Here is a 17,436-nt window from a genome sequence, read left to right as displayed (position 1 = left end):
GCGGCTGCCCCGGGCGGGGATCAGGCCCCGCCGATCAGCCGGGCGTACTCGGCCTCGGCGGTGCCGTAGCTGCCGTCGGCCAGGGCCAGCAGCGCCGGGCGGTCGAGGATGGTGATGCGCCCGCGCCGCGCCCGGATCAGGTGCTGGCCCTCGAGGATCTGCACCGCCAGGGTCGCCCCGGAGCGCTGCACGCCGAGCATCAGCGCCAGGAACTCGTGCGTGATGGCGATGTCGTCGCCGTCGATCCGGTCGTGGCACATCAGCAGCCAGGCGGCGAGGCGCACCTCCATGGTGTAGGTGGCGTTGGCATAGGCGGCCTTGCCCAGGTGGACGATCTGCACCTGGACGAAGCGCAGCAGCAGGCGGCGCAGGGACGGGCTCTGCCCGACGGCCGCCAGGAGCGCCGGGGCGGCGACGGCGAGCAGGCGGCCGGTATTCTGTACGGAGGCGTGATGCGGCGTCCGATCGCTGTCGAGCAGGACCGGCGTGGCGCCGACGAGGCCCTCCCGCCCCACGAGGCCGATCTCGACCCGGCCGGACGAGGCCTCCGTGACGATCGAGACGAACCCGCTCTCGGGGAAGTACAGCCGCTCGACCGGCTGGTGGGGCCGGATCAGGACCTGGCGGAATTCGCCCGCCATCGGTTCGAGGTGCGGCGCGAGACGTGCGAAATCCTCCGGCGCCATCGCCCGCAGGAGGCGGTTCTGCACCGTGGCCTGGACCGGATCGGGTGGGGCAGCGCTCGGCTGTGACGGATCTGGCATGGCGCTCCTCCCGGGACGGCAAGAGTCCCGGGACGGCAAGAGCGCGCGCGGTCTCCCAACCGCCCGCAGCGGGATGCGGGCGACAGCCTTAACATAGATTTACGATTGTAATTTACAAGTATCCGTCTGTGTCTGCATGGTATTATGGAGATATAAGACCGCAAATTTTGGCGGATTGGCCAGATTCCAGGATATTCTTAGGAATTCATAAGAAAAACCGTTCCGGGCCAGCGCCGCCGACGCAGGCCCCGTCCGCCCGGTGTGGGCTTCGGGTCGCGCCCCGCTTTTTTTCGCGGCGGCCGGGATTAAAGCCGGCACCCGCACAGGGGGCTCAGTTCAGTTCCAACCTGGAATAAGTAAAAAACATAGCTCTTGCCGATGAAATAGGATTCCTGCCAAGACGTTTCGGTGCTGACGGAAGTAAGTCAATTCACGTCTGCGGTACCGATTTCGTACTCACCCTGGAATGGTCTTTGGCTGTGAATTGTTTTGCGTCGCATGAGCATGCCCGTCCCGTCGCCAGAGCGGCCCAACGCTGCCTTCTGGCGACGCTGCTGTCCGGCGTTGCTGGCGTCGGGTTCGGAATCCGGGATGCGCAGGCGCAGGCGGGAACCGAGACGGTGACCCTCGACACCCTCTCGGTGGAGGGGGCCGGCACGGGCCGGAACGCCTCCGGCAGCCAGCCCGGCGGCGCGGTCGGCCCCGTGCGCGGCTACGTCGCCACCCAGAGCCGGGTCGCCACCAAGACCGACACGCCGATCCTGGAGACGGCGCAGTCGATCTCGGTGATCGGCCGGCAGCAGATCGAGGACCAGAACGCGCTCACCATCAACCAGGCCCTGCGCTATTCGCCGAGCGTGACCACCGAGCAGCGCGGCGGCGCCGGCGCCACCCGCCTGGAGCAGTTCTACATCCGCGGCTTCACCGCGCCGCTCTTCCTCGACGGTCTCGCCCTGCCGGGCAGCCGCGACGCGTCCGCCAGCATCGACCCGTTCCGCCTGGAGCGCGTCGACGTCATCAAGGGCCCGGCCTCGGTGCTCTACGGGCAGTCGGGCCCCGGCGGCATCGTCAACTTCGTCTCCAAGATGCCGCGCTTCGTCCAGCACGGGGAGATCTTCGTCCAGGGCGGCGGCTTCAGCGAGGTGCGCGGCGGCTTCGACATCGGCGGCCCGATCCCGTCGGCGGCGGGGCCGCTGGCCGACCAGTTCGCCTACCGGGTGATCGGCCTCGGCTGGAAGGGCGACGGCCCGGCGGTGACGACCGAGGTCGAGCGCGTCCTGATCAACCCGAGCCTGACCTGGCGGCCCTCCGCCGACACCTCGCTCACCCTCATCGGCAATTACCAGCGCGATCCGTTCTCGGGCTTCTACGGCGGATTCCCCGCCGTGGGCACGGTGTTCCCGCGCAACTTCGGCAACGGCGTCACCGGCCGGCTGCCGGTGGACTTCTACGACGGCGACCGCAACTTCGAGCGCTCGGACCGGACCCAGGCCTCGATCGGCTACATCTTCGACCACGATGTCAACGAGGCCCTGCATGTCCACTCGGCGGCGCGCTACCTGCGCACCGAGGGCGATTACCGCAGCGTCTACAGCGCCTTCTCCGACAACAGCGGCCCCTTCAGCACCGGGCCGATCATCGACCGCTCGCGCATCGCCACCCGGGTCGGGATCGACGCCTACACCATCGACAACAACCTCGTGGGCCGGTTCGAGACCGGCCTCTTCGCCCACACCGCCCTCGTCGGCGTCGATTACCGCAACTTCGAGACCCGCACGCTGTCCTCGGCCTTCCCGGCGGCCCCGAGTTTGAACGTGCTGGCGCCCAACTACAGCATGACCATCCCGGCGCCGCCCTTCACCACGGATGCGCGGATCACGGCGGAGCAGACCGGGCTCTACGTCCAGGACCAGGTGAAGTTCGACCGCCTCGTCCTGACCCTCGGCGGCCGCTACGACTGGGCCCGGACCTCGGGCCCGACCCGCACCCTCGCCACGAACGTGGTGACCAACCAGGACGTCCCCGCGGAGGCCTTCACCGGCCGGGCGAGCCTGCTCTACCTCTTCGACAACGGCGTCGCCCCTTACGTCTCCTACAGCGAGGCCTTCGAGCCGATCACCGCCGGGCGGATCTTCGACGCGAATTTCGGCTCGGTCGGGCGCATCCCCGATCCGATCACCAGCGACCAGTTCGAGGCCGGCATCAAGTACCAGCCCCCCGGCACCGACATCCTGCTGACCGCGGCGGCCTTCGACATCCGCCGCTCGAACGCCACGAACCCGGACCCGGTGAACCGGAACTTCGTGGTGCAGACCGGCGCGGTGGGCGTGCAGGGCCTGGAATTCGAGGCGCGGGCCAACCTCGCCGAGGGCCTGAACGTCATCGGCGGCTTCTCGCTCATCGACGCGCGCATCACCCAGGACATCACGACCACGGCGAACCTTCTGACGGGCCAGACCGTGCCGCTGCTGGGGCGGGTCCCGGTCCAGATCCCCGACACCACCGCCTCGCTGTTCGTCGATTACCGCTTCACCGGCGGGCCCCTGCTGGGGCTCGGCCTCGGCGGCGGCGTGCGCTATCTCGGCTCCTCCTGGGGCGACCCGGCCAATTCCTTCAAGGTGCCCGAGAGCGTCCTCGTGGATGCGGTCCTGTCCTACGACCTGAAGAACTTCGACGCGACGCTCAACGGCTTCACCCTGCAGGTCAACGCCCAGAACCTCCTCGACGCGCGCACCGTGACGGGCTGCTTCAGCTATTCGAGCTGCTTCTACGGCCTGCCCCGTACGGTCTACGCCACCCTGCGCTACCGCTGGTAGCGCGCCGCGCCAGCCTCCCGGAGGACGCCATGGGAACGAGCTTCCGCCAGGCCATGGCTTGGCTCCACACCTGGTCCGGCCTCGTCGTCGGCTGGGTCCTGCTGGCGATCTTCGTCACCGGTACGGCGAGCTACTACCGGACGGACATCTCGCGCTGGATGCGGCCCGAGCTTCCGCAGGCCGAGGCCCTTTCGCCCGATCGCCTGGCGCGGGCGGCCGAGCTCGGCGTCGCGCATCTCCAGCGGCACGCCGGCGGGGCGCGGACGTGGTTCATCGGCCTGCCGACCCCCGACAGCCCGGTGCTCGACCTGTTCTGGCGAACGAAGCCCGGCACCCCGCCGGGGCAGGCCCGCCTCGACCCGGCGACGGGCGAGCCGGCGGCGATCCGCGAGACGCGGGGCGGCGACTTCCTCTACCGCTTCCACTTCGAGCTCCACATGCCGCCCCTCTGGGGCCGCTGGATCGTCGGCCTCTGCGCCATGATCATGCTGGTGGCGCTGATCTCCGGCGTGATCACCCACCGGCGCATCTTCGCCGACTTCTTCACCCTGCGGCGGGACAAGGCGCCCCAGCGCGGCTGGCTCGACGCCCACAACGTCACGGGCGTGCTCGCCCTGCCCTTCCACCTGATGATCACCTACACGGGCATCGTCACGCTGGCGGTGATGTACATGCCCTGGGGCATCACCGCCGCCTACAAGGGCGAGGCGCAGACCTTCTTCGCCGAGAGCGGGCAGATCCCGGCGCCCCGGCCCGCCGCCGGGCAGCCCGGCACCCTGGCGCCCATCGGCCCGATGGTGCGCGAGGCCATGGCGCGGGTCCCCGAGCCCCTGGAGCGGCTCTCGGTCGTCAACCCGCGGGACGCCCACGCGGTGGTGACGGCGGTGTTCGCGGAGCCGCACGGCCTCTCCCACGCGCATCCGCAGATCGCCTTCGACGGGGTGACGGGCGCCGTGCGCGAGGTCCGGCAGGGCGGCCTCGGGCCGGCGACCCGGACCTTCACCATCCTGGTCGGCCTGCACGAGGCCCACTTCGCCGGGCCGGCCCTGCGCATCCTGTTCTTCCTCTGCGGCCTGATGGGCTCCGCCATGGTGGCCACCGGCCTCGTGCTCTGGTCGGTGGCACGCCTGCCCAAGGCCGGCGCGCGGGGCTTCCCCGGCCTGCGCCTGGTCCAGGCCCTGAACATCGGCGCCGTGGCCGGGCTGCCGGCGGCCATCGCGGCCTACTTCCTCGCCAACCGCCTGCTGCCCCCCGGTCTGGCGGGCCGGGCGGATGCGGAGATCGGCGCCTTCTTCGCCACCTGGGGCCTCGTCACCCTGGCGGCCCTCGCCGGCCCGTCGCGCCGGGCCTGGGGCGCGGCCCTGACCGCGACCGCCGGGCTCTATCTCGCGGTGGTGGCCGCCGACCTCGCCCTGGTCGACCACCACTGGGCGGGGCTCCTCGCCGGGCAGGCCCGCTTCGTCGGGTTCGACGCGACGCTGCTCGCCCTGGCGGGCCTGTTCGCCGTCGCGGCGCGCAAGCTCGCCCGCTACGCCGGGCCGCGGCGGGCGGCTTCCGGGCCTGCGGCGGCTTCCGGGCCTGCGGCGGCTTCCGCGCCCGCGGCGGCGCGCGCCGGCCTCGGCGCCCTCGCGGCCCCGGGTTCCGCGGCCCGCTGACGGCCCGGACGACACGGGCGCATGTTGCGGGGCAACCAACCGGCCCGCCGGCCGTTTCCAGGGTCCTTCAACGACACCCGAAAAGGGACGACCCGCCATGATGCACCGCCTCGCCGCCGCCGCCGGATTTCTCGCCTTGAGCACCGGCCTCGTGCTGGCCCAGACGCCGGCCGCCAAGATGGATGCCAAGATGGATGCCAAGATGGATGCCAAGACCGACAAGGACATGAAGGAGTACCAGGTCGCCGCCGTCAGCAAGGTCACCCTCGCGCAGGCGCTGACCACCGCCGAGCAGCAGGGCGAGAAGGGCCGCGCCATCGACGCCGACTTCGAGAAGGCCGACGGCAAGAACCCGAACCACTACAGCATCAAGGTGGTGTACCCGGACGGCAAGCTGGTCGAGTACGGCATCAACGCCGATGACGGCGCCCTCTACAAGACCGAGAACCAGCCGATCGAGCGCTACTTCACCCGCCTGAAGCCGGCCGACTTCCAGAAGGCGACCACCTCGCTCAAGGACGCCCTGAAGATCGCCGAGCAGAAGGCCGGCGGCGGCAAGGCCTACGAGGCCGAGGTCGAGCGCGAGGGCTCCTCGGTGCAGTACGACATCAAGGTGGCGCTCCCCGACCGCGAGCAGAAGGTCAAGGTCGGCCCCGACGGCAAGGTCGTCGACTGATCCGCCAAATCGGCAACGGATCCGCAAGCTCCCCGGCGAGTCCCGGGGGGGGCGGACGTCTGCGAAGCGGGAGGCCGGCCCCGAAGCCGGCCTCCCTGCCCCGCCCGGCGCGCGTCAGCGGTAGTCGGTCGGCGTGAGGCCGTGGCGGGCGATCTTGTCGTAGAGGGTCTTGCGCGGCGTCCCCAGGGATTCCGCCGCCAGCCGGACGTCGCCGCCGGCCATGATGAGCTCCTCGCGGATCAGGCTGCGCTCGAAGCGGTCGACCTGCTCGGCCAGGGTGCCGGCGGCGACGATCTCGGGGGCGGCCAAGTCCTGCGCCCCGAGGCCGAGGGCGTAGCGCTCGGCGAAGTGGCCGAGCTCGCGCACGTTGCCGGGCCAGTCGTGCCGGCGCAGGTGCTCCAGCACCGGTCCGGTGATGGCCGGGACCTCGCGGCCGAAGCGGGCGGCCGCCCGCCGCAGAAATTCCTGGAAGAGCAGGATCACGTCCTCCCGCCGGTCCCGCAGGGGCGGGATCGCGATCGTGATCACGTTGAGCCGGTGGTAGAGGTCGTCCCGGAAGGTGCCCTGGGCCGCGGCCTGGCCGAGATCGACCTTGGTGGCGGCCACCACCCGCATGTCGACGGGCAGGGAGTCGTTGCCGCCGAGGGGCTCGACCTTGCGCTCCTGCAGCACGCGCAGGATCTTGACCTGCAGGTTGAGCGGCATGCTCTCGATCTCGTCGAGGAAGAGTGTGCCCCCCTGGGCATGCTCGATCCGCCCCACCCGGCGCTTCACCGCGCCCGTGAAGGCCCCGGCCTCGTGGCCGAACAGCTCGCTCTCGGCGACGCTGTCGGGCAGCGCCCCGCAATTCATCGCCACGAAGTTGCGCTTGGCGCGCCGGCCCCAGCGGTGCAGCGCGCTCGCCACCACCTCCTTGCCGGCGCCGGTCTCGCCGAACACCAGCACGTCGACGTCGGCCCGGGCCACCTCGCGCACGAGCTGGCGCAGGCGCACCATGGCGGGCGACACGCCGAGGAAGGCCGGGTCCTCCTCCAGGGCGGCGTCGAGGCGCGCCCGCAGCTGGCGGTTCTCCAGCACGAGGCGGCGCCGCTCCAGGGCGCGCCGGGCCGAGGCCAGCAGCGCCTCGGCCGGGTAGGGCTTGGCCAGGAAGTCGTAGGCGCCGTCGCGCATCGCCCCCACCGCCATGCGGATGTCGCCGTGGCCGGTGATCAGGATGACGGGCAGCTCCGGGTCGATGGCGCGCAGGCGGGCGAACAGCGCGACCCCGTCGAGGTCGGGCAGGCGCACGTCGGTGATGACGAGGCCGGGGGGATCGGCCAGGATCGCGGTCAGGGCCGGCCCGGCGGCCCCGAAGGTCTCCACCGTGAAGCCGTCGAGCTCCAGGCTCTGGCGGTTGGCCCGGCAGACATCCGCCTCGTCGTCGATGAAGACGACCCGCTCCGCCGAGGCCGCCCCCTCCCTGGTTTCGCTCACGTCGTCGCCTCCGCCGGTCCGGTCACCCCGGTCCCCCCCTGTGCCGCGGCCGCTTCCGTGGCCGCTCCTGGTTTTGTGGCCTTGGCCAGGACCATGCGGAAGATCGTGCCGCCCGCCGGATCGTCCAGGACGGTGAGGCTTCCGCCGCAATCCTCGACGATTCCGCGGGCGATGGCGAGCCCGAGGCCGAGCCCGTCCGACTTGGTGGTGAAGAAGGCGTCGAAGATCTGCGCCCGGACCGCCTCGGGGATGCCGGGCCCGCTGTCGCGGACCGCCACCACGACGCGGTCGGGCGCCGCCTCGGCGACCTGCAGGGCGACGCGCGGGTCGGGCCGGCCCTGGACGGCATCGAGGGCGTTCTGGAGCAGGTTCACCACGACCTGTTCGAGGCGCGGCCCGTCGCCGAGCACCCGGAGGCCGGGGCCTGCGCCCTCCACCACCAGGGGGATGCGGGCGGCCGCGGCCCGGGCCTCGACCAGTTCCAGGCTGTTGTGCAGGATCTCGGACAGGGCCACGGGCTCCCGCTTGGCGGAGGAGCGCCGGGCGAAGCCCTTGAGCTGGCGGGTGAGGCCGCCGATGCGGTCGCTGAGGCGCCCGATGGCGAAGGCGTTCTCGGCCGCCTCCTCCGCCCGGCCGCGCCGGACCAGGATGGCGGCGTTGTCGGCGTAGGACCGGATGGCGGCCAGCGGCTGGTTGATCTCGTGGGCCATGCTGGCGGCGAACTGCCCGAGGGCGGCCAGGCGCCCCGCCTGGGCGAGCTCGCGCCCCAGGCGTTCGCGCTCGGCCTCCGCCCGCTGCCGCTCCTCGATCTCGAGGCGCAGCAGCCGGTTGGCGTCGGTGAGTTCCAGGGTCCGCTCCCGGACGCGGGCCTCAAGGGCGTCCCGCTGGGCCGAGGCGCGGGCGAGGCGCTCGCGGTTGCGCCGGCCCCGGCCCGCGAGGGCGGTGAGGCCGAGGCAGGCGAGGCCCGTGACCAGGGCGGCGATGATCCAGGCCTGGACCCGCTCGCGCTCCACGGTGCGGCCCAGCGGCGTCAGGGTGGTGAGCCGCCAGGCGGTGCCGGGGATCGGGGCGTCGAGGCGCAGGGCGGCCCAGGCCGGCCGCGCCCCCTGGCCGACGCGCACGAGATCCTCCGTGCCGGCGACGGGATAGAGCGGCATGTCGTCGAGGGGCGCGTCGCCGAATTCCAGGGCCTCGCGGATGCGCCGCCGCTCGGCCTCGTCGATCCGGCGCAGGGTGGTGAAGCGCCAGGCCGGCTCGCTCGCCACGAGGACGATGCCGCGGGCATCCGCGACGAACACCCCGTCCGCCGCCGCGCGCCAGGCCGCCTCGACCCCGTTGAACTCGATCTTGACCACCACGACGCCGCCGGCGCTGCCGATCCGCCGGGACAGGTAGTAGCCGGCGCGGCCGCTCACGGTGCCGAGGGCGAACTGCGATCCGGACCCCTCCTGCATCGCCTGCCGGAAATAGGGCCGGAAGGCGTAGTCGCGGCCGAGGAAGCTGCCCCGGCTGCCCGCATTGCTGGCCGCGGCCGTGATGCCGTCCGGCCGGATGACGTAGATCACCGCCGAGTCCGTGGCTTCGGCGACCTGGGCGAGGCGCCGGTTCACGCGGCCGATCAGGTCCGCCGGGGGCGCGGCCTCCGCGGCGGCGGCGATCTCCGGATCCGCCGCCAGGGCCAGGGGCAGGGAGGTCTGCTTCTGCATCTCGGCGGCCAGGACGCCGACCTGCAGGCCCAGCGTCGCCTCGGCCGTGCGGCGCAAGTCGGCCAGGGCCCAGCGCTCGGCGATGCCCCCTGCGAGCCAGGCCGCCAGCAGGATCGCGGCGACGCTCGCCAGCAGGACGAGGCTGCGCTGGCTCGGCACGTGCGACGGGGGCGCCCGGTGCGCGCCGGGCTCCGCGTCCGCCCAGGATCGGGCCGGCTGGGATTTCGGGCTCATGCCGGTCGGTTCCCTGCGATTTCCCGGAAAGGATTTCGCCGCCCCGTCCGGGTTTTCGCAAGGCGATCCTGGGCGCGTCGCGGACTCATCGGAAAAACGATCCCGTTTCCAGGGACTTAACGAAAAGTTTCGCCGGCGCCGGCCCTGGCATGCCGGTTGCCATTCCGGAGGGGTAATGCAGCCCTGCGCCAACCGCAGGGCTGTCCGCCGAGGGCCCGCCGCCCCCGCCGCCGCTCTCCTCCGGGGCGCGGCCGGGGGATGCCGGATCCGCCGGCGCAAGAGCAAGAGAGCGCGGACGCGGGACGTCGTCCCCGAGCCGCGCCGCCATCGTTCGAGAGACCCATCGGGAGAACGCCATCATGGCCGCTGTACCATCGCCCCTCACCGCGCCCCACGCGCCGCCCAAGCCCAAGCCGATCTACCGGACCCTGTATTTCCAGGTGCTGGTCGCCGTGGCGATCGGCATCGCGCTGGGCCACTTCTACCCGCAGGTCGGCGCGGACATGAAGCCGCTCGGCGACGCCTTCATCAAGCTCGTCAAGATGATCATCGCGCCGGTGATCTTCCTCACCGTGGTCTCCGGCATCGCCGGCATGACCAACCTCGAGAAGGTCGGACGCGTCGGCGGCAAGGCGCTGATCTACTTCATCACCTTCTCGACCCTGGCGCTGATCGTCGGCCTGATCGTGGCGAACCTCGTCCAGCCGGGCGCGGGCATGCACATCGATCCGAAGTCGCTCGATCCGAAGTCGATCGCGATGTACGCCGACAAGGCCAAGACGCAGACGATCACCGACTTTCTGATGAACATCATCCCGACCACGGCGGTGGGGGCGTTCTCGGGCGGCGAGATCCTCCAGGTGCTGTTCTTCTCGGTGCTGTTCGGCTTCGGGCTCGCCTTCCTGGGCGATCGCGGCAAGCCGGTCCTCGACATCATCAAGGTGCTGTCGGAGGCCATCTTCGGCGTCGTCAACATCATCATGAAGGTCGCCCCCATCGGCGCCTTCGGCGCCATGGCCTTCACCATCGGCAAGTACGGCATCGCCTCGCTGGCCAACCTCGCCTACCTGGTCGGCGCCTTCTACCTGACCTCGGCGATCTTCGTCCTCGGCGTCCTCGGGGCCGTCGCCCGCTACAACGGCTTCTCGATCATCAAGCTCATCCGCTACATCAAGGAAGAGCTGATGCTGGTGCTCGGCACCTCGTCGTCCGAGTCGGCCCTGCCCTCGCTCCTCGAGAAGATGGAGCGCGCCGGCTGCTCGAAGCCCGTGGTCGGCCTCGTGGTCCCCACCGGCTACTCGTTCAACCTCGACGGCACCAACATCTACATGACGATGGCGGCGCTCTTCATCGCCCAGGCGACGGACACGCCCCTGACCTTCGGCGAGCAGGGCCTGCTGCTCCTCGTGGCGATGCTGTCCTCCAAGGGCGCGGCCGGCGTCACCGGCTCGGGCTTCATCACCCTGGCGGCGACCCTCGCGGTGGTGCCCTCGGTGCCGGTCGTCGGCATGGCGCTGATCCTCGGCGTCGACCGCTTCATGTCCGAGTGCCGCGCGCTCACCAACTTCATCGGCAACGCGGTGGCCTGCATCGTGGTCGCCCGCTGGGAGGGCGAGGTCGACGACGTCAAGCTCGCCGCCGCCATGGGCGGCAACCCGATGCCCCTCGACTCGGAGCTCCCGGCCCTGCAGCCGGCCGAGTGAGGCGACACCGGACCGGGCGCGCCGCGCCCGGTCCTTTCCAACGCCATGAAGGGGCGCCGACCGGCCGGTCGGCGCCCCTTTTCATCGAGTCCCAGAGCGGGCGGGGGCTGGCGCCGCGGACAGGGGGCCGCGACGGCCGGCCTCCCTGGCGCCGACACCTAGGCGGTGGGACCGCCCTCGCGCGAGGCCGGGACGAGCCGGTTGACCACGCGCAGGTCGGCGACGCGTTCGAATTCGCGGCAATTGTCCGTCACCAGGGACCGGTTCAGCGCGAGGGCATGGGCGGCGATCAGCAAGTCCATGGCTCCGATCGTCCTGCCCTCGCGCTCCAGCGTCGTCCGGATGATGCCGTAGGCGTGCGCGCAGTCGGAGGCGTAGGGGACGATCTCGATGTTGCGCAGGACGCGCTCCACCTTGTCACGCAGGAGCGTCGAGCCCTTGCGCGCGACGCCGTAGCGCATCTCGCTCGCCACGATCGCACTCGTGCAGATCTTGTCCTGGCCGACCCGGGCGATCATGCCGAGGACGGCGCTGTCTCTGCCCGCCCGGATGATCTCGGAGAGGATGTTGGTGTCGAGCAGGTAGCGCTCGCTCATCGCTCCACGGGCTCTGCCGGACGATCCGGGACGGGGTCCATCGCATCGTCCGGCGGCAGCGGCGGCTCATCCTTGAAGGCGGCCAGCAGCCCGGTTTCGCCCAGGGGCTCGATCTCGAGATTGCCGTTCGGCAGCCTGCGGATGCGCGCACTCGTGCCGGGCAGCTCGAATCCGCGCGGAATGCGCAGGGCCTGATTGCGGCCGCTCCGGAACAGGCTCGCGGTCTTTCCGTCCATGAAAGCCTCCCCTGAACACCCCTTCCCTGAAACAGCCCTCCGGACCGTCGCAGGGGCCTCGGCCCGCGAGCATAGGCCCGCGGCCGGGGGCTGGCCACCGGCTGACCTCAGTCCTCGGGGCCGGACCTCTTCCACCCTGCCCGACTCATTCCACCGTGACGGATTTCGCGAGGTTGCGCGGCTGGTCGACGTCTTTGCCCATGAAGACGGCGGTGTGGTAGGCGATGAGCTGGATCGGCACCGCGTAGACGATGGGGGCCACCACCGGGTCGAGGTCGGGCATCGTCACCGTGGCCATGGTGTCGAGGCCGGCCGCGGCGGCGCCCTTGGCGTCGCCGATCAGGATGATGCGGCCGCCGCGGGCGGCGACCTCCTGCATGTTCGAGACCGTCTTCTCGAAGATCGCGTCGTGGGGCGCGATCACGATCACCGGCACGCTCTCGTCGATGAGGGCGATGGGGCCGTGCTTGAGTTCACCCGCCGCATAACCTTCCGCGTGGATGTAGCTGATTTCCTTGAGCTTCAGGGCGCCTTCCAGCGCCATCGGGTAGCTGGTGCCGCGCCCCAGGTAGAGCACGTCCCGGGCCTTGGCGACCTCACGGGCCAGACCCTCGATCGACCCTTCGAGCTTGGTCGCGTCGGCCATCAGGCCCGGCACGGTGATCAGCGCGTCGACCAGGCGGCGCTCCGCCTCCGGGCTCAGGGTGCCCCGGGCCCGGCCCGCCGCGATGGCGAGGCACAGCAGCACGGTGAGCTGGCACGAGAACGCCTTGGTGGAGGCGACGCCGATCTCGGGGCCGGCCAGGGTCGGCACGGTGGCGGAGGCCTCCCGGGCGATGGTGGAGGTCGGCACGTTGACCACCGCCAGGGTGTGCTGGCCCTGGGCCTTGGCGTAGCGGAGCGACGCCAGGGTGTCGGCAGTCTCGCCCGATTGCGAGATCACGAGGGTGAGGCCGTCCCGGTCCAGCGGCGGCTCGCGGTAGCGCGCCTCCGAGGCGACGTCGATCTCCACGGGCAGGCGCGCCAGGCTCTCGAACCAGTACTTGGCCACGAGGCCGGCATAGTAGGCCGTGCCGCAGGCGGTGATCGAGATCCGCGAGAGCCGGGCGAAGTCGAAGGGCAAGGCCTCGGGCAGCGCCACGCGGCCGTTCGCGAGGTCGACGTAGTGGGCGAGGGTCCGGCCGACGACTTCCGGCTGCTCGTGGATCTCCTTGGCCATGAAGTGGCGGTGGTTGCCCTTCTCCACCCGGAAGGCCTGGGCGACGATGCGCTGGCGCTCACGGGTGACGGGCCGGCCCGCCTGGTCGCGGATCTCGGCGCCCGCGCGCGACAGGATCGCCCAGTCGCCCTCGTCGAGATAGGTGATCTCCTGGGTGAAGGGCGCCAGCGCCAGGGCGTCCGAGCCGAGATAGGTCTCGCCCTCCCCGTAGCCGATGGCCAGCGGCGCGCCGTGGCGGGCGCCGATCAGGAGGTCGTCGTGCCCGGCGAAGACGAAGCCCAGCGCGAACGCCCCGTGCAGGCGCGGCAGGCAGGCGGCCACCGCCTCGACGGGGCCGAGGCCCCCGTCCATGGCGTGGCTGACGAGCTGGGCCACCACCTCGGTGTCGGTCTCGCTCTCGAAGCGCACGCCCTGCGCCTGGAGCTCGGCCTTCAGCTCGCGGAAGTTCTCGATGATGCCGTTATGGACCACCGCCAGCCGGGCGGTGGCGTGCGGGTGCGCGTTGGTCTCGTTGGGCCGCCCGTGCGTGGCCCAGCGGGTGTGGCCGATGCCGAGGCGGCCGGCCAGGGGCGCGTCGCGCAGACGCATCTCGAGGTTGGCGAGCTTGCCCTCGGCCCGCCGGCGCTCCAGGTGCCCCTCCGTCAGGGTGGCGATGCCGGCCGAGTCGTAGCCGCGATATTCGAGCCGGCGCAGGGCTTCCACCAGCTGCCCGGCCACGGCGTCCCGTCCGACGATGCCAACGATTCCGCACATGGGTTTTCGTGTCTTTCAAGAGTCCGGTCTGCAAGAGCCCGGTTCGCAAGAGCCGGTTCGCGAGAGCCCGGTTCGCGGCACGACCGGGCCGCGTCATCCCGGGCTTGTACCGGATCGGGACGGGCGCGCGCCAGCCACCCGGCCGCCGGGGTCGGCCCGGCCCGGATGCGCCAGTCTGGCCCGGCAATCCTGAACGCGGTCTTGCCAAGCGCGTGCCGCGGGCTTGCGAGACGCGTGCCGCGGGCTCGTCCTACGGCTTCCGGGTCCGGGCCGCCTTCTCCGCCTGCAGGGCCGCGCGCTTGCCCGGTGCCCAGCCCGGCAGGATGCGCTGGCGGGCCCGGGAGACCGCCAGGGCGTCGTCCGGCACCGCGCCGGCGATCACCGAGCCGGCGCCCACGATGGCGCCCGCGCCGACGCTGACGGGGGCGACCAGGGCGGTGTTCGAGCCGATGAAGGCCCCCGCCCCGATCTGCGTCCGGTGCTTGTTCACCCCGTCGTAGTTGCAGGTGATGGTGCCGGCCCCGAGGTTGGCCCCCGCCCCGACCTCGGCGTCGCCCACGTAGGTCAGGTGGTTGGCCTTGGCGCCCGCCCCCATCCGGGCGTTCTTGACCTCGACGAAGTTGCCGATGCGCGCCCCCGTCTCCAGCACGGCGCCGGGGCGCAGGCGGGCATAGGGGCCGATCTGCACGCCGGCCGCCAGGGTGGCGCCCTCCAGGTGCGAGAAGCCGTGCACCACGCAGCCGTCGCCCACCGTCACGCCGGGCCCGAACACCACGTGAGGTTCCACGAGAACGTCCCGGCCCAACACCGTGTCGACACTGAAGAAAACCGTTTCGGGCGCGATCAGCGTGGCGCCCGCCGCCTGGGCCGCCCGGCGCAGGCGGCCCTGGATCTCGGCCTCCGCGACCGAGAGCTGGATCCGGTCGTTGACCCCCTGCGCCTCGGCCTCCGAGACCGGCACCACCGTCACGGGCAGGCCGTCCGCCACCGCCAGGGCGACGGCGTCGGGCAGGTAGTACTCGCCCGCCGCGTTGGCATTGCCGATGCGGTCGAGGAGGGCGAGGGCGCGGGCGCCCGACAGGGCCATCAGCCCGGCATTGCACAGGGTGACTTCGCGCTCCGCGGCGCTGGCATCCTTCTCCTCGCGGATCGCCAGCACGCGGTCGCCCTCGGTCAGCACCCGGCCGTAGCCGGCGGGCTGCGGCGTCTCGAAGGCGAGCACCACGACGGCCGCCCCCTCGGCCAGGGGCGCGCGCAAGCGCGCCAGGGTCGCGGCGGTGACGAGGGGCGTGTCGCCGAAGGCGATCACCACGTCGTCGTCCCCCGCCTCCAGGGCGGCGCGGGCGGCCAGCACCGCGTGCGCGGTGCCGAGGCGCTCGGCCTGGGGGTAGACGGCCGCGCCGGGCGCCAGGGCGGCGATCTCGCGGGCGACCGCGTCCTGGCCCGGCTCCACCACCACGGCGATGCGGCCGGCCCCGGCCCCCTGCGCCGCGGCGAGCACGTGTCCCAGCATGGTCCGTCCGGCGACCCGGTGCAGCACCTTCGGCAGGTCCGAGCGCATGCGCGTGCCCTTCCCGGCGGCGAGCACGATGGCGGTGAGGCTGCGCCCCGTCTGGCTGGTCGTCTGGTCCGTCATCGCGCGTTCCGCCGCTGGCCGAGTTCTGCTTCGAGCGAGTGCTCCCGGGCGGGCTAAAGCGCGGACGGGGCCGTTTCAAGTCCGGGACCCCGTCACGGCAAGTCCGGGTCCCGGTTCCGCCAAGTCCCAGACCCCTTCATGGCAAGTCCGGGACCCCTTCATGGCAAGTCCGGGACCCCGTCACAGCAAGTCCGGGACCCCGTCACGCAAGCTTTCACCGGGTCCGTGCGAACGGTCCGGAGCCCTTCGGCGTTGACCGCGACGATTCGGGACGGCTTAACCACCGGTTCAGGGCCCCGCATGGTAGACCGACCGTAGCCCCACGCCTTCTCCGCGCGTCCCCGCGCCGACCCGACGGACCCGATGACCCCGCCGAAACCGGATTTTCCCGACGACTCGTCCGCCGCCGGACCTTGCCGCCGCACCGTGCTGTGGCAGGTGGGCCTCGCGGTTTTTGCCGGCGGGCTCGCCGCCCTGCCGGGCGCCGCCGCCGCCGACGAGGCCCCGGCCCTGCCCGCCGACGGCACCCCGTTCCAGCCCGGCCTCGTCGCCGATCTCGCCCGAGCCCTGGCCAAGCGCCCCTACGCGGCCCCCCGCATCGACGACCTGCCGGACGCCCTGACCGGCCTCAACCGCGAGCAATACGCCGCGATCCGGACCCGGCCCGGCAGCGCGGTCTGGGCCGAGGCGGGCTTGGGCTTCACCCTGGAGCCCCTGCATCGAGGCTCGGTCTTCCGCTCCCGCGTGGCGCTCGCCCTGGTGGAGGACGGCGTCGTGCGCGCCCTGCCCTACGATCCGGCCCGGTTCGAGACGGAGGGCGTCGCCCTCCCGGCCTTCAAGGACGACCCCGGCTATTCGGGCTTTCGCATCCGCGCCCGCTTCCGCGGCGGGGACCTCAGCGACTTCGCGATGTTCCAGGGCGCATCGTTCTTCCGCCTCCTGGCCACCGGCCAGGGCTTCGGCGTCACGGCCCGGGCCCTGACCCTGCGCCCGGCCGACGCCAAGGGCGAGGAATTCCCCGAGTTCCGCGCGATCTGGATCGAGCGGCCCGGCCCCGGCGGCCCCCTCGTCCTGCACGCCCTGGTGGATTCGCCCTCCGCGGCGGCGGCCCTGCGCATGAGCCTGCGCCCCGGCGACGCCTCCCTGTGCGACGTCGAGGGCACGGTCTTCGCCCGCGCGGCCATCGACCATCTCGGCCTCGGCGGCATGACCACGAGCTACCTGTTCGGGCCCCACGACCGGCGCGGGTCGGACGACGCCCGGGCGGGCGCCTATGCCAGCGGCGGCCTGCAGATCCGCACCGGGTTCGGCGAGGCGATCTGGCGCCCGGTGCGCAACCCGGAGACCCTGCAGATCTCCTCCTTCGTGGACGAGAACCCGAAGGGCTTCGGACTGATGCAGCGGGCGCGCGACTACGCCGCCTTCCAGGACGACGTGCAGCACTGGGAGTGGCGCCCCTCCCTCTGGCTCGAGCCGCTCGGCGCCTGGGGGCCGGGCGCGGTGACGCTCCTGGAGATCCCGAGCGATTCCGAGTTCAACGAGAACGTGCTCGCCTATTGGCGCCCCAAGGCGACCCTGGCGGCCGGGGCCGAGATGCCCTTCAGCTACCGCCAGCACTGGTGCTGGCAGCCCCCCGAGCCGCCGCGCGTCGCCGTGGTCTCGGGCACCCGCAGCGGGCGCGGCGGCGACAACCGCCGCCTGTTCCTGGTGGACTTCACCGGCGCGGGCGTGGCGGCGCCGGGCGACCTCCAGACCCAGCTCAGCGCGGCCTCCGGGGCGATCCCGTCGCGCACCCTCTACCGCTACCCCGAGCGCGACACCCTGCGGGTGGCCTTCGAGCTCGATCCGAAGGGCGAGAAGTCCTGCGAATTGCGGCTCGCCCTGCAGCGCGACGGCGTGCCCCTCACCGAAACCTGGCTCTACCGTTGGACCCCGTGACCGCATCCACGCTCTCCCCCGACGCGCCGGC

At 72.0% G+C, this 17,436-nt stretch carries 12 protein-coding genes; 5 read left to right on the top strand and 7 right to left on the bottom strand.

Annotation, left to right across the window (positions count from 1 at the left end; translation table 11 throughout):
* Positions 1-20: 20 nt before the first annotated feature.
* A complete protein-coding gene (locus tag AC1MGR_RS13800) occupies positions 21-764 on the bottom strand; it encodes a Crp/Fnr family transcriptional regulator (protein ID WP_108036294.1) in 744 nt (247 codons plus the stop codon).
* Between the two features lie 479 nt (positions 765-1,243).
* Here AC1MGR_RS13800 and AC1MGR_RS13795 point away from each other — a divergent pair, with 479 nt between their 5' ends.
* The 3 genes from AC1MGR_RS13795 (at position 1,244) to AC1MGR_RS13785 (ending at position 5,911) form a co-directional block, all read left to right on the top strand.
* On the top strand, positions 1,244-3,580 hold the full coding sequence (locus AC1MGR_RS13795; protein ID WP_480234797.1) for a TonB-dependent siderophore receptor: 2,337 nt from the start codon (positions 1,244-1,246) through the stop codon (positions 3,578-3,580).
* Between the two features lie 29 nt (positions 3,581-3,609).
* A complete protein-coding gene (locus AC1MGR_RS13790) occupies positions 3,610-5,235 on the top strand; it encodes a PepSY-associated TM helix domain-containing protein (protein ID WP_480231959.1) in 1,626 nt (541 codons plus the stop codon).
* A gap of 97 nt (positions 5,236-5,332) precedes the next feature.
* Positions 5,333-5,911, top strand: a complete 579-nt coding sequence (locus AC1MGR_RS13785; RefSeq protein ID WP_480231958.1) for a PepSY domain-containing protein — start codon at positions 5,333-5,335, stop codon at positions 5,909-5,911.
* Positions 5,912-6,025: 114 nt separating this feature from the next.
* Here AC1MGR_RS13785 and AC1MGR_RS13780 read toward each other — a convergent pair whose 3' ends face one another.
* Both AC1MGR_RS13780 and AC1MGR_RS13775 read right to left on the bottom strand, forming a co-directional pair.
* Positions 6,026-7,384: a sigma-54-dependent transcriptional regulator gene (locus AC1MGR_RS13780; RefSeq protein WP_108036302.1), complete on the bottom strand. Its 1,359-nt coding sequence runs from the start codon at positions 7,382-7,384 to the stop codon at positions 6,026-6,028.
* Positions 7,381-9,324, bottom strand: coding sequence for an ATP-binding protein (locus AC1MGR_RS13775; RefSeq protein ID WP_480231957.1), 1,944 nt, complete (start codon positions 9,322-9,324; stop codon positions 7,381-7,383). The genes AC1MGR_RS13780 and AC1MGR_RS13775 overlap by 4 nt, the downstream gene beginning before the upstream one ends.
* A gap of 359 nt (positions 9,325-9,683) precedes the next feature.
* Between AC1MGR_RS13775 and AC1MGR_RS13770 the strand changes: the two genes are divergently transcribed.
* Positions 9,684-11,027 (top strand): dicarboxylate/amino acid:cation symporter, encoded by a 1,344-nt coding sequence (locus tag AC1MGR_RS13770; RefSeq protein ID WP_108036306.1) that lies wholly within the window; start codon positions 9,684-9,686, stop codon positions 11,025-11,027.
* 158 nt (positions 11,028-11,185) lie between these two features.
* Here the strand turns inward: AC1MGR_RS13770 and AC1MGR_RS13765 are convergent, their stop codons facing one another.
* The 4 genes from AC1MGR_RS13765 to glmU all read right to left on the bottom strand — a co-directional run bounded on the left by AC1MGR_RS13765 (position 11,186) and on the right by glmU (position 15,467).
* A complete protein-coding gene (locus tag AC1MGR_RS13765) occupies positions 11,186-11,623 on the bottom strand; it encodes a PIN domain-containing protein (protein WP_480231956.1) in 438 nt (145 codons plus the stop codon).
* Positions 11,620-11,859, bottom strand: coding sequence for an antitoxin (locus AC1MGR_RS13760; RefSeq protein ID WP_480231955.1), 240 nt, complete (start codon positions 11,857-11,859; stop codon positions 11,620-11,622). Before AC1MGR_RS13760 ends, AC1MGR_RS13765 begins: the two co-directional genes overlap by 4 nt.
* A 145-nt stretch (positions 11,860-12,004) precedes the next feature.
* Complete coding sequence (glmS, locus tag AC1MGR_RS13755; RefSeq protein ID WP_480231954.1) at positions 12,005-13,831, bottom strand: glutamine--fructose-6-phosphate transaminase (isomerizing); 1,827 nt, start codon at positions 13,829-13,831, stop codon at positions 12,005-12,007.
* Between the two features lie 250 nt (positions 13,832-14,081).
* Positions 14,082-15,467 (bottom strand): bifunctional UDP-N-acetylglucosamine diphosphorylase/glucosamine-1-phosphate N-acetyltransferase GlmU, encoded by a 1,386-nt coding sequence (gene glmU / locus AC1MGR_RS13750; protein WP_480231953.1) that lies wholly within the window; start codon positions 15,465-15,467, stop codon positions 14,082-14,084.
* A 363-nt stretch (positions 15,468-15,830) separates the two neighbouring features.
* Here glmU and AC1MGR_RS13745 point away from each other — a divergent pair, with 363 nt between their 5' ends.
* On the top strand, positions 15,831-17,405 hold the full coding sequence (locus AC1MGR_RS13745; protein WP_480231952.1) for an OpgD/OpgG family glucan biosynthesis protein: 1,575 nt from the start codon (positions 15,831-15,833) through the stop codon (positions 17,403-17,405).
* The last annotated feature ends 31 nt before the right edge of the window (positions 17,406-17,436 follow it).

The sequence above is a fragment of the Methylobacterium sp. BI1 genome, from assembly GCF_056680125.1.
Note: the sequence above shows the minus strand (reverse complement) of the source record. Positions and strands in the feature narration are given on the sequence as shown.